This is a genomic window from Streptomyces sp. NPDC042364, from assembly GCF_056437585.1.
The window spans coordinates 41,106-54,247 of record NZ_JBWKAJ010000034.1; the positions used below are offsets into that span (position 1 = coordinate 41,106).

Sequence of the window (13,142 nt, forward strand, 5' to 3'; positions counted from 1 at the left end):
CCACGGAACCAGATCTCCATCGCTCCCCCCCCCTCATCACCCGCCCAACACTCCGACCATTGTTCGGGATTCCGAACATCATCCCCTGGTCGCAGCCCCATCCGTCCGGACGGCCCGTCAGCGGGCCGTCCGGATCCGCTCCCCAGAAAGAATGAGGTTCACGTGCTCACACGTACGTTCAGCCGCAGGCACCTGTCCGTGGTGCTCGCGGCCCTGGTCGCCTCGGTGGCGACGATCGTCGCCAACCCCAGCCCGGCTCAGGCGGCCAGCACCGGCGCCCTGCGCGGTGTGGGCTCCGGCCGGTGCCTCGATGTGCCGGGCGCCAACCAGACCGACGGCACGAATGTGCAGATCTGGGACTGCCATGGCGGGACCAATCAGCAGTGGACGCTGACGGACAACAACCAGCTGACCGTCTACGGCAACAAGTGCCTGGACGTCCCGGGCCACGCCACCACGGCCGGGACCAAGCCGGTCATCTGGTCCTGCAACGGCGGTACGAACCAGCAGTGGCGGGTGAACCCCGACGGCACGGTCCTCGCTGTGGAGTCCGGGCTGTGCCTGGACGTCAGCGGCGGCGCCACGGCCAACGGAACGGCGGTGCAGCTCTGGAACTGCACCGGCAGCAACAACCAGAAGTGGACCGGCCTGTCCGGGACGGGCAGCACGTGCTCGCTTCCGTCGACGTACCGCTGGACATCGACGGGTCCGCTGGCGCAGCCGGCGAACGGGTGGGTCGCGCTCAAGGACTTCACCACCGCGAAGTACAACGGCCAGAACCTGGTCTACGCGACCACCTCTGACGGATCGTCGTGGGACTCGATGGCGTTCCGTCCCTTCACGAACTGGTCGGACATGGCGACGGCCACCCAGACCGGGATGGGCGAGGGCTTGGCGGTGGCGCCGAAGCTGTTCTACCTCTCGACCAAGAACATCTGGGTGCTCGCCTCGAACGGCTGGGGCACCGCATGGCCCTTCACCTACCGCACCTCCAGCGACCCCACCAACCCCAACGGCTGGTCCGCCCCGCAGCCGCTGTTCACCGGCAGCCTCCCCGTGGGCGGCCCGATCGACCCGACCCTGATCGCCGACGACCAGAACATGTACCTGTTCTTCGCCGACGACCTCGGCAGCATCTACCGGTCGACCATGCCGCTCGGGAACTTCCCGAGCAGCTTCGGCTCGTCGTACACGACGGTCATGAAGGACACGGAGGACAAGCTGTTCGAGGCGCCGGAGGTCTACAAGGTCCAGGGCCGGAACCAGTACCTCATGATCGTCGAGGCAAAGGGCGCGGGCGGGCGCTACTTCCGCTCGTTCACCGCCTCCAGCCTGAACGGACCGTGGACCGAGCAGGCCGGCACCGAGAGCAACCCCTTCGCGGGCAAGGCCAACAGCGGTGCCACCTGGACCAACGACATCAGCCACGGTGACCTGATCCGCGTCAACGCCGACCAGACCATGACCATCGACCCCTGCAACCTGCAGTTCCTCTACCAGGGCAGGGACCCCGGCGCGAACAACCCCGACTACCTGAAACTGCCGTACCGGCCGGGCCTGCTCACCCTGCAGCGCTGACCGGGCGCGCGTCATCCCGAGCACATGACCATGCCCCCAACGCCCGCACAGCGGCTTCCGCTGCGCGGGCAAGGAAGGACCCCCGGGACTGTAAGACGTTCGGCCCTGTCTCACATTCGGTGGTGACGGAGGGTGTCGCTTATCCGAGGCGGATGCGGTGGCGAAGGAGGGTGAAGCCTGCTCGTCCGTGCATCTGGCGGGCGATCCGCTTGGTCTTGGTGTTGACGCCCTCGGTGGGGCCGTTGCTGTAGCGGAGTGTGAACGCGGCGATCACGGCGTCGAGGTCTCGCTCCAGCCCTCGGGTGAAGGCATGCAGGTGCGGCAGATCGGCAGCGCGGACCTGGGTGATCCAGAGCTCGAGCGCGTCGGCATTGTCTGGGTGAGGCTTCAGGAGCTGGGCGAAGTCCCTGATGCAGACGGTGAGTTGGGTCATCTCGGGGCAGGCCGCGATGAGCCGGTCCAGTAGGCGCTGATGTTCGGCCTTGAGGTTGTCGGGCATGGTGAGAAGCATGCGGGCGAGTCTGCGCGGGGAGATGTGGCTGCGGTCGGCGTCCGCGCGGCCTTGGTTGATGTACTTGTGCAAGAGGTTGAGGCAGCCGGTGAACCCTTGGTCTTTGATCTCTTCGAAGAGGTGCTTGACCGGGACGGCGGGGTCTTCGGCCCGGCGTTTGCGCAGGTGCTCGCGGTAGGGATCAACAAGGCTCGCGCGGTATTTGGGGACGCGGAGCATCCGCTCGGGCCGATCGGCGCGGGCGTAGCGTTTGACGGTCTTCAGGGCCAACTGCAGACGGCGGGCGCATTCGAGCAGGCCCACGCCCTGGTCGAGCAGGTCGTGGATCTGGTGCCAGCGTTCCAGGGTGGTCTGTGCACGGGGGCCGTCGTAGAGGGGCGCGTCCAGGACGGTGGCCCAGCAGGTGCTGTGGGCCTTGACCTCGCTCAGCGCGGCTTCGCACAGGTTGTGCCACAAATGCCAGCGATCACCAACCTGCACCGCGTCGGGCAGAGCACGACGGATGGCCTCGGCGTAAGTCGCGGAGCCGTCGCGGCAGACGACCTGGACGCCCGGATGAGCGCGTAACCATGCTTCCAGGGTGTCGGCCGTGCGGTCGGGCAGCACGTCGATCCGCTCGTGGGTCTCGGCATCGATGATCACGGTGGCATAGCGGTGGCGCCGGCGCAGAGCGAAGTCGTCAACGCCGATCACGCGGGGTATTCGGCCGGTGGGCAGTGGGATACGCAGCAGGGTCCGCAGGGCGGTGTGCCGCGAGACGCCCACCGCGAGTATCGCCGGCAAACGAGCCCCGGCCCGGCCCGCTAACTCCTTGACCACGGCCTTGACTTGCCTGGTCAGACGGGCCGTGCGTCGCTGGTATCGCTCCAGTACCCCAGGCACCTGCTCACGGAAGGTGTGCCGACAGCCTCGCGTGGGACACACCAGCCTCCGCACCCGCACACGGACTACTGCCCGTCGCCCGTCCACCGGTACGTCGGCCACCGTCCGCAGATGAAAGCCATGCACCCGTCCGGACGGCGCCCCGCAACTCGGGCACGGCACCATGTCCGCGGGCGTCCGTGCTCGCACCAGGATCCGCTCGCCTTCGTCGGTCACGTCCTCGATGACCAGCGGTAACAGCCCCGAGAACACCACATCTACAAGCTCGTTGACATCTCGCACGTGAATGTCAATGACCTTGGCCACCCTCCGTCACCACCGAATGTGAGACAGGGCCAGACGTTCGGTGTAACTCCCGATCATGGAAGATGCATCGATGACCTGTGAGAACGTGTCCGAGTCGGGGACCGTCGCGCCCTCGAAGGCTGCGTCGACGAAGGCCGTGGACGACCAGTTGATCGACGAGCTCGTGCACCGGGCCCAGGCGGAGGGGCTGCAGCCGACCGGAGAGGGCGGGCTGCTGCAGCAGTTGACCAAGCGGCTGCTGGAGTCCGCCCTGGAAGGCGAGATCACGGACCATCTCGGCTATGACAAGCACGACCCGGTCGGCAAGAACGACGGCAACTCCCGCAACGGCAAACGCTCCAAGGCCGTGCTGACCGACGTCGGCCCAGTGGGGACAACGGTGCCGCGCGACAGGGACGGCTCCTTCGAACCGGAGATCGTCAAGAAGCGGAGGCGGAAGCGCCTGAACGGCGTCGACGAGATGGTCATCTCGCTGGCCGCGAAGGGCCTGACCACTGGCTGCGATCGCGCGTCTCCTCAAGCCCGTCCACACGGCGCCGACCGAGGAGGCCGCCCTACCGCAGTTGCAGCACTCGTTTGACAGTCCCGATCCCCTGCCACGGCCTTCGTGCTGGAGGTGTGTGTTCCTTGGTCGGAGCACAAGTCCAGACGAAGGCCGCTTCTGTGTACGGCAGTTACCGGACCGAGTGATCAAGTTCGACGCACGATTCGACGCCGCAGGTTTAAGACCAAGTCAGGGAACGAGCCTGAGGAGCCTGTTGGGTGAGCCCGACCCGATGTTCAGCAGGACTCCGGTCGTCGCCCCGTTGACGAGGGCGCTACGGACGGTGGCCGGGCTTGCCGTGGGGTGCGAGGTGAGGTAGATGGCCGCGGCCCCCGCGACATGCGGCGCAGCCATCGAGGTGCCGGAGAGGACGGCTGTCGCCGTGTCACTGGTGTGCCAGCCGGCGGGGATGGACGAGCCGGGGGCGAACAGGTCGAGCACGGAACCGTAGTTGGAGTAAGTGGCCCGGTAGTCCGTGCTCGTGCTGGCTCCCACGGTGAGGGCGGCGCCCACCCGGGCCGGTGAGGAGAAGGCGGCGTTCACGCTGGAGTTGCCGGCGGCGACGGCATACGTGACACCGGAGGCGATGGAGTTCTGCACGGCGGTGTCCATCGCCGTGCTGGTGGCCCCGCCCAGCGACATGTTGGCCACCGAGGGCCCGACGCGGTGCGTGGTCACCCAGTCGACGCCCTCGATGACGTCGGCGGTCGTGCCGGCCCCCTCGTTGTTGAGGACCCGTACCGCCACGATCTTGGCGGCCTTGGCCACGCCGTACGTGGTGCCGGCGACCGTGGTGGCGACGTGCGTTCCGTGACCGTTGCCGTCGGCGGCGATGAGGTCATCGTCGATCGCGTCGTAGCCGTACACGGCTCGCCCGGCGACCTGCGTGTGAGTGATGCGTACGCCCGTGTCGAGCACGTACACGGTCGCGCCGCCGCCCGCCGTGTCCGGATAGGTGTAGGACCGGCTGAGGGGTCGGCGGGCCTGGTCGATCCGGTCCAGGCCCCATGGCGGGTTGACCTGGGTGGCGTCGAGATGGAACTTCTGGTTCTGCTCGACGGACGCGACGGCCGGGTCTGCCGCGAAGCTCCTCGCTCCGGCGGCGCCCACACGGATGGAATAGCCGTTGAGCGCGGAGGTGTACGTCGTCTCCACGGTGGCGCCATACTCGGCTGCCAGCCGGCCGCCTTCCTTCGAGTCCGCCCTGAACCCGGCGGAGTTCTTCAGCGTGACGATGAAGCTGCCGTCCACGGCGTTGACGGAGTCCTCGTACAGGACCCTCCCTGCGGCCGGGTTGGCTTCAGCGGGTAGGGCCGTACCGGACCCGATGACTGCGGCGGCGGCCATCACGGCGATGGCCGCCGCGATCCGCCGCCGGGTGGTGAACATGTCTCCCATGGTGAAGAGCCTTCCTCGGGCGGACCCGCAACGGTGCCTCTGATGCTGTTGCTCCGAAGATGACCAGGCGATTCATCACTAAAGTGCCGCATAGTCACTTTTCACCTATAAAGACCAATAGAGACCGCATGTAGGTGAATTCCACGCCGGAGTGCCTGAGGACAATGCGGGCCGAGCCCCCGGGCTCAGCCGAGGCCCTCCGAAAGCAACGCCCGCACCAGTCCCACCACGTACAGCGCGTCCAGCCGGGTGCCCGTACACCGCCGCACCGCAGCCACCCTCCCGTCCCAGACGCCACTGCCGACCGACCCGGCGCGCTGTCGGCACGCCGCCGTCCCCGACCGCATCGGCTTCGCCGCCAAGCCGCACCGGCGGTCTCAAGCGCCCACCGCGTCCCACACCGGCCGGACCCCGGCGCCGACCACCTGGCCGGACGGGGGCAATGGGGCACCCCGCCCCGTCCTCAGCCGTCGGCGTTCCGGGTGATCGCACCCGCGAGCAGACCGTGCCGCCCGAACGCGGACACGGCACGGTGACCGGCGTTGGGACGGGCGCGCCCGGAGATGCGCCAGCCGAGATGGCTGCGCGCCCTGTACCGACGCCGGGCCCGCGCGATCGCGGTGAACTCCTGGCACGTCATCGGCGTGTGCCGACGCAGGCTGCCCCCTTCGCCGCGGTGGTCTGGGATCCCCGACGACAGGCGTTCCCGACGTTCCCCCGCTCAATGCCGGCCAACGCCCCGCAGTTCGCCTGGCTCCACGACGACTGGCGGGCCTGGCACGTCCCCGCGGCACCGCCCTCGATCCGGGGCGTCACCCGCAGCGACATCCCGACCCTGCTCCTGTCCGGCGGCTTCGACGCCCAGACCGCACCGAGCAACGGGGCATACGCCGCCCGCACCCTGAGCCGCTCCACCGCCGTGACGGTCCCCTACATCGCCCACGTCGCCCACGTCGTCTTCGCCGACTCCCCGTGCGCACGATCCCTCACGACATCCTTCTTCAGGACCCCGACCCGCCCGAACACCCGCTGTCTGGCGGGCTCCAGGCACCCCCATTCGAGATCGCGTCGTGAACAGCCCGGAGACGCCCTCACCCCGGCCGCAGAGAGGCGGCCGGGAACCAACGGACCGACGGACGTCCGTCCCTTTGCTCCGGGCGAGCAGTGGATGACGGCCCTCGACCCGTCCACGCGGAAGGCACGGCTGTTGCGGCGACCTCTGTACGGCCCCTCGATGTCAGTGCCGTCTCCTACCATCCGCATCATGCGGAGGTTCTTCACGGTGAGTGGGCGGAAGCTGTCGTACCTGGACTTCGGGGGTCCGGGAACGCCGCTGCTGGCCCTGCACGGTCATTACAACGAAGCGTCGGCGTACGCGCCGTTGGCCGCGGCACTGACCCCGCTGTGGAGAGTGATCGCGCTCGATCAGCGAGGGCATGGCGAGTCCGACCGCGCCCTCACCTACGAGCGGGACGAGTACGTCGCCGATGTGGCCGACTTTCACCAACACCTGGGAGTCGGCCCCGTCCCGGTACTGGGTCACTCACTGGGCGGAGTGAACGCCTACCAGTTCGCGGCCCGGCACCCGGACAGGGTCAGCGCGCTGATCGTGGAGGACATCGGTGCTGTGGTGGACTGCGACTGGTCGTTCACCACACGCCTCCCCGAAACCGCACCCTCCCGCAAAGCCCTGGTCGCGGCTCTGGGCGCAACGGCCCCCTACCTCGAGTGTGCCTTCCGGCAGAAGGACAAGGGCTGGGGGTTCTCCTTCGACATCGACGACACCGTGGCGTCGCAGAAGGACCTCAACGGTGATCACTGGGACGACTGGATATCGGTGTCGTGCCCCACGCTGCTGATCCGCGGAACGCGCAGCGACGAACTGGCGGCCGATCACGCCGAAGACATGGCCGCCCGCTGCGCCGACAGGGTCCTTCTGGCCGAACTGCCCGCCGGTCACGTCGTACATCACGACGCTCCGCGACAATTCGCCAACGCGGTCACCACTTTCCTCTCCGAATCCGACTGAACCCCAGCCCTACGACAGCTGCCCTGGCGCACGGTCAAGTCAGTTCTGGGCATGGCGCCCTTCAGCCCCAGCCTGGTGGGCGTGGGCGTGGGCGTGGGCACCACCGTGCACACGGAGAGCGTGGACGGATCACCGAACTCACCCTCGGCCGGATCGTGCCGCGCGGCAGCGCACACTTCGTGGAGGAGGAGGCCCTCGATGCTGCTGAACGCAGCGCCGGTTCCGGTGTCGGCAGCGGCGTCGCTCGTGCTCATCGCGGGGGACGCCGCCGGGGAAAGAGCGGACCTTCGGCGCTGTGTAGCTGTGTACGGGCCGCTGACGGCCTTCGTCGCCCTGCTGCTGTGGGCCAATCTGACCGGCGTGGCACTGTTCCTCGGCATCGCGTTCGCCGCACAGCCCGAAGCGGCCCGCGCGAAAAATCTCCGGGGCGGTGCACCCGGACCCTGGACACTCCTCTGCCTCACCACGTAGTACGCCGTCTCCGACCTCCGGTGCCCAGAAACGAGTCACACGTCTCGCTCACCCGGCCGAGGCCGGTCCTGCGGGTGCGCGGCAGGTGGTCGATGACAGACGTCCTCCGAGCGTCACCGGCTCCGTGAGCAACTGGGGAACATCACAGTCGGAAAAGTTTTCGCCCGCAGGAATCGAAAAGTACCTTGTGCTTCTGATCAACCTGTTCTTCTTGTGCGCGAAAGAGGCTTCGCCGATGGGACGTCCCGAACTGCCGGTCGACCCGGCGGCCGGTCCGGTGCAGCGACTCGCCCATGATCTTCGGGAGCTGCGCCGCTCGGCGGGTGGCGTGTCGTACCGGACCATGGCGAAGAGGGCCGGCTTCTCGGTGACGACCCTGGCGAAAGCCGCGAGCGGCGAGCGGCTGCCGTCGTTGGCCGTGTTCCGGGCGTACGTCCAGGCATGCGGCGCCGACCCCGCTCCGTGGGAGGCGCGGTGGGCGGAGGCCGAGGCGCTGGCCGGGGAGGAGATGCAGGAGGATGCGGACGCCGCTCCGCCCTACCGGGGCCTCGCGCGCTTCGAGCCGGACGACCGTGAGCTGTTCTTCGGCCGGGACCGCATGGTCGACGAGCTGAGCGAGCTGGCGTACCGGGCCCCGTTCACCGTGGTCTTCGGGGCGTCCGGCAGCGGCAAGTCCTCGCTGCTGCGGGCCGGGCTGATTCCCCTGCTGCGGGAGAAGATCGCGCAGCAGGGATGTACGGCGGTGCTTCGGATATTCACTCCGGGGGCCCGGCCCGCCACCACCTACGGACATCTGCTGGCGCCGGAAGCCGATGACCCGGAGTGCTGGGTGGTGGTGGATCAGTTCGAGGAGGTCTTCACCCTCTGCCGTGAGCGCGCCGAGCGGGACCGCTTCCTCGACTTGCTGCTGGCCGCGCGTGATCCGGGAAGCCGACTGCGTGTGCTCATCGCCGTACGGTCCGACTTCTATGCGCGCTGTGCCGAGCATCCGCGACTGGCGGAGGCGCTGCACGGGAGCGGGCTGCTGGTCAGGCCCATGACCGCGGATGAACTGCGCGAGGCGGTGGTCCGACCCGCGCAGGCGGCCGGGCTCATCGTGGAGCGGACCCTGACGGCGCGGATCGTCGAGGAGGTGCTCGACGCGCCCGGCGGACTGCCGATGCTGTCCCACGCCCTGTTGGAGACCTGGCGGAGGCGCAAGGGACGGATGCTGACCCTGGCCGCGTACGAAGCGGCCGGCGGGGTGCGCGGCGCGATCGCGGCAAGCGCCGAGAAGGCGTACGGGGAACTCTCACCGGCGCAGGCGCACGCCGCCCGGCACCTGTTCCTGCGGATGGTCGAGCCCGGCCAGGGCAACGCCGACACACGCCGCCCGCTCAGCTGGGAGGAGATGGCCGGGTGGGACGACCCCGACGTGCGGGCGGTCGCCGCGCGGCTGACCCGGGCCCGGCTGCTGACCAGCGACGACGACGGGGTACAGGTCGCCCACGAGGCGCTCATCACCTGCTGGCCGCGACTGCGGGGGTGGATCGAGGCGGACCGGGAGCGGCTGCGCCACCACCGGCAGCTGACCGACGCCGCCCGCACCTGGCTGGAGCATGACCGTGACCCGGGCACGCTCTACCGGGGCACCCGCCTGGCGCGGGCCGAGGAACTGTTCGCGGGCGACGGCGGCGGTTACGACGGTCTGACGTCCGAGGAGCGGGCCTTCCTGGTCACCGCGGTGGAGCAGCGGGCGGCGGAGGGGCGGGCCGCTACCCGGGCCCGGCGCCGGAGCCGGACGCTCGCGGCTTCGCTCTGCGCCGTGCTGGCGGTGGCTCTGGTGGTCGGCCTGGCCGCTGTGCGACTGCGTCAGGACGGCGAGAAGCAAACCACGGACACGGCGGCCCGCCGGGTGGCCGCGGTCGCCGACGCGCTGCGTGGCACCGACCCGCGCACCGCGATGTTGCTCGGCGTCGCCGCGTGGCGCCTCTCTCCGCTGCCGGAGTCCCGTCGGGCCCTGCTGGGTGCGCTGGCCCAGTCCGAACTGGGCAGCTTCACCGATCCGGCGCCCGGTGACACCCCGGACCGGTTCCTGGACGTCTCCGGGCGCACACTGCTCAGCATCAGCGACGGCACCTGGCGGAGGTGGGATGTGGGCACGCACCGCCGTATCGCCTCGGGGCCGGTACCTCAGGGGGTGGTGCTCGCCGCGGGTCCGGGCGGCCGGGTGCTCGTCATCCAGACCGATGCGAGGACCCAGCGGCTGTGGGACACCCGAACGCGACGCTGGATCGGGGCCCCTGTGCCGTTCAGGGACACCGTGAGCTTCGGGGCGCGGGGCCGCAACTACCTGGTGCAGAGCGCGGATGACGACCGGGCTCGGCTCTACTCCCTCGCTGACGGCCGTCTTGTCTTCCGGACCCCGTCGGCGGGCAAGGGAGAGCTCGCCCACGCGGCGGCCGACGACGACCGGCTGCTGGCCGTCTGCCCGCGCGGCCGGGCCCCACAGGTCTGGGACACCTCCACGCGCAGCGTGCGGCGCGGTGCCTGGAGCAGCGCCCGCGGCGTCTGCGGTGTCGTCCTGCTGGGCTTCACCGGCGGCCGGCTCCTCGCTCTCACCGCGGACCGGGCGCGGGTGTGGGACACCACGTCGGGACGGGAACTCGCCGACGTCGCCGACCCGGGTCACGCCGTCGTGAGCGCGGACGGCTCGTTTCTGGCGACCGGCGGAAGCCAGGAGATCAGAGTGTGGCGTCTGCCCACCGGCGGCGCCCCCGTTTTCCGGCGCCCCCTGGCCAACGCGTCGCTCTCCGGTCTCGCCTGGGACTCCTCGCGGCCCCTGCTGCGGTACCTCGAAGGGGGCACGGTCCACACGCTCGACCTCACCACGACGCTCACCCGCGCCTGGCGCACCACTCCGCTCACCGGTGTCCGGCTCAGCCCCGACGGCAGGACGCTGGCCACCGCCGAACGCGTCGGTTACCGCTACGTCTTCCGGCTGCGGAACACACGCGACGGCCGTCTGCTGCGAACCCTGCCGGCCCCGTCGCTTCCGGATCTCCGCACCGGTATAGAGGCGGTCCCCGCAGAGGTCACTGAGCCCTTGCTGTCCTTCAGCCCCGACGGAGGCATGTTCGCCTACGGAGTTTCCGTCCCCATCAGGGACGCGGTGACTCAGCCTCTGACGGTGTGGGACGTGACCGCCGGACGTGCGAAGACCACGGTGGACCTGGCGGCGGCGTCCGCGGCGCCGACGGAGGCGATCGCCCTGGGACCGGGCGGCCGTACGCTCCTCACCGCGCGTGTGACCGACGGCGGCCTCGCCAATGAGGCATGGGACACCCTGCGGCGGCGGAGGACGGCGTTCCTGCCCGGCCCGGGCGGCGGTCGGCTGGCCGTCAGCCCGGACGGCAAGCTCCTCGTGACCGGCAACCGCGTCGTCCGAGCGGGCCGGTCCCACGCCCATGACCTCGTCCAGCGCGACATGATCGAAGAAGTCGCCTTCGCTCCCGACGGCTCCCGACTGGCGGCCGGCGACGGGACAGGCCGAGTGGCACTCTGGGACGGCGGCCTCCGGCACCGGGCGGGCATCCTCAGGAACGTCTTTCTGGCTCCCGTCGATCCGGTCTCCGACCTGGCCGAGACGATCACGGCTCTCGCGTTCAGTCCGGACGGCAGCACGCTCGCCGTGGGCGGCGACGCGGGCACGGTCCAACTCTGGGACATCGCGACCCAGCAACCGCTCGGCCCTCCTCTGCCCACCCCCGGTGGCAGCATCGACACGCTCGCCTTCAGCCCGGACAGCACCCTGCTGTACGCGGGCGGCAAGCACGTCCCGCTCCAGCGGTACGTCGTGGATCCTGACCGAGCGGTATCCCTCGTCTGCTCCCGGGCAGGGAACACGGAGCTGACCCGGGCGCAGTGGCGCACCTACGTTCCGGACCGGCCGTACCAGCGGGTCTGCCCTTGACCATGTTCAAGGATCATGAAAGTGCCGGGTCGGCTGCCCACTACACCGAGGTGGCAGTTCGGCCGGGGCAGCCTCGAACGCCATCACCGGTCCACATCCGGGTGCGCCCGCAGACGCAGGGAAAGGCCTCGCGACGAGTTCCGCGACCCGTCGCTTGCGCGCGCTGCTCGCGTGCATCGCCGTGGTCACGGGGGTGAACGCCGGGTGAGGGAGACACGGGAGCGCCGACGACCCCGCGCCCGGACACGGGATGTGCGTGCAAGTCGACCCTGGCGGAATTGTCTGCCGTGGCGAAAGGGGGCTGCCAAACAACTTCCCGGCTGTGAGCGTCGGTCGTGACATCGCTGCACGTCGAACAGTTCCGGAGCACACCTTGCCCCCCAGTGTCCTGGCCGTGGTCGCCCTTTCCGTCCTCCTCGGCTTCCTGGTGATCATCTTGCACTGGGTGGACAGCCACGGGCCGGACTCGGCGGCGGCGGACGATACGACGGCCGGCACCGAGACCGCCGCCGGCACGAAGCACGTCGGCTCCCCGCAGGCCCACTGGAACATCAGCCGCGGTCCGGGCGCCTACCTGACCATGCTCGACCAGCTGCGGAACCTCGCCGAAACCCCCGCCGACAGCGGCCACACAACCAATGCCGACACCGGGATGAACCTCTCCGTCACCGGCACCGCAGAGAGCCGACGTTTCGCCGACATCGTGATCAGCAGCGACAACCGAATCCCCACGGTCCATGCGACCGTACGGCACAGCGACTTCTCCGTGGTGCGGTTCTTCTCCAGCGACACCTCACACGACTTCGCCCTGAACCTCACCTCCGACGTCCCTCACAAGGACGGCGCCACCGACGACAACTGGTTCCTCGGCAAGGAGGGCTACGACGCCCTCACCCGCATCGCGAACCTGCCGCTGACCGCCGTCAATCTGAGCGAGTCCAGCCTCGAGAACAGCCTCAGGGACCTCGGCATCCGAGGCATCGACCGCACCGCACAGGCGCGCGGCATGCTGCGCTACATCATCGCCATCACCGAGGCCTCCCGGTTCCGCACCATCGCCGACCACATCGCGAGCGGCATGGGCAACGGGTCCGATGTCTTCCTCACCGCACAGCAGGTCGACCTGATGCGCAGCTAGGACGTGACCGGTCGATCATGTGAGTACTGCGCGTTCGGATCGTTGATGTGGACATGGGGCGGGGTGATCCGGCGGATGCCGAGTGGGCACGACTGCGGCCGTTCCTGCCGCTCGGCCACAGGCGTTGTGGCAGGTGGCGGGATCACCCGGCAGATGATCGACGGGATTCCGCGCCGGCATGCCGCCGGCGAGCGCGCTGATCCACCGCCGGCTCCCCCTCAACGGGGGACGCACCCCGAACACGGGTGGCTGTGAGGTGAAGCGGGGGTTGCCCGCGTCTCACCACGAGGGTGGTGCAAGCGTTTTCATGGGTCGGCGAGCGGGGCGGCGGGG

At 69.5% G+C, this 13,142-nt stretch carries 7 protein-coding genes and 2 pseudogenes; 6 read left to right on the top strand and 3 right to left on the bottom strand.

Annotated features, from left to right (window positions below; translation table 11 throughout):
* The first annotated feature begins 162 nt into the window (after positions 1-162).
* Complete coding sequence (locus AC067N_RS37320; RefSeq protein ID WP_478683394.1) at positions 163-1,578, top strand: non-reducing end alpha-L-arabinofuranosidase family hydrolase; 1,416 nt, start codon at positions 163-165, stop codon at positions 1,576-1,578.
* A 139-nt stretch (positions 1,579-1,717) separates the two neighbouring features.
* Here AC067N_RS37320 and AC067N_RS37325 read toward each other — a convergent pair whose 3' ends face one another.
* Complete coding sequence (locus AC067N_RS37325; protein WP_478683399.1) at positions 1,718-3,253, bottom strand: ISL3 family transposase; 1,536 nt, start codon at positions 3,251-3,253, stop codon at positions 1,718-1,720.
* A gap of 94 nt (positions 3,254-3,347) precedes the next feature.
* Here AC067N_RS37325 and AC067N_RS37330 point away from each other — a divergent pair.
* A pseudogene (locus tag AC067N_RS37330) lies at positions 3,348-3,776 on the top strand (transposase); the annotation flags it as partial.
* Positions 3,777-4,010: 234 nt separating this feature from the next.
* Here AC067N_RS37330 and AC067N_RS37335 read toward each other — a convergent pair.
* Positions 4,011-5,210 carry a S8 family peptidase gene (locus tag AC067N_RS37335; protein WP_478683400.1) on the bottom strand — a complete coding sequence of 400 codons (1,200 nt, stop codon included), beginning with the start codon at positions 5,208-5,210 and terminating at the stop codon, positions 4,011-4,013.
* A gap of 475 nt (positions 5,211-5,685) precedes the next feature.
* Positions 5,686-5,913 (bottom strand): annotated as a pseudogene (locus AC067N_RS37340) (NAD-dependent protein deacetylase 1); the annotation flags it as partial.
* A gap of 30 nt (positions 5,914-5,943) precedes the next feature.
* Between AC067N_RS37340 and AC067N_RS37345 the strand changes: the two are divergent.
* The 4 genes from AC067N_RS37345 to AC067N_RS37360 all read left to right on the top strand — a co-directional run bounded on the left by AC067N_RS37345 (position 5,944) and on the right by AC067N_RS37360 (position 12,809).
* A complete protein-coding gene (locus AC067N_RS37345; protein ID WP_478683395.1) occupies positions 5,944-7,248 on the top strand; it encodes an alpha/beta hydrolase in 1,305 nt (434 codons plus the stop codon).
* Between the two features lie 198 nt (positions 7,249-7,446).
* A complete protein-coding gene (locus AC067N_RS37350) occupies positions 7,447-7,719 on the top strand; it encodes a hypothetical protein (protein ID WP_478683402.1) in 273 nt (90 codons plus the stop codon).
* Positions 7,720-7,954: 235 nt separating this feature from the next.
* Positions 7,955-11,671, top strand: coding sequence for an nSTAND1 domain-containing NTPase (locus AC067N_RS37355; protein ID WP_478683401.1), 3,717 nt, complete (start codon positions 7,955-7,957; stop codon positions 11,669-11,671).
* A 373-nt stretch (positions 11,672-12,044) separates the two neighbouring features.
* The gene (locus AC067N_RS37360) at positions 12,045-12,809 is read left to right on the top strand and encodes a ribosome-inactivating family protein (RefSeq protein ID WP_478683396.1); all 765 of its coding nucleotides are present in this window, start codon (positions 12,045-12,047) and stop codon (positions 12,807-12,809) included.
* Positions 12,810-13,142: the final 333 nt, after the last annotated feature.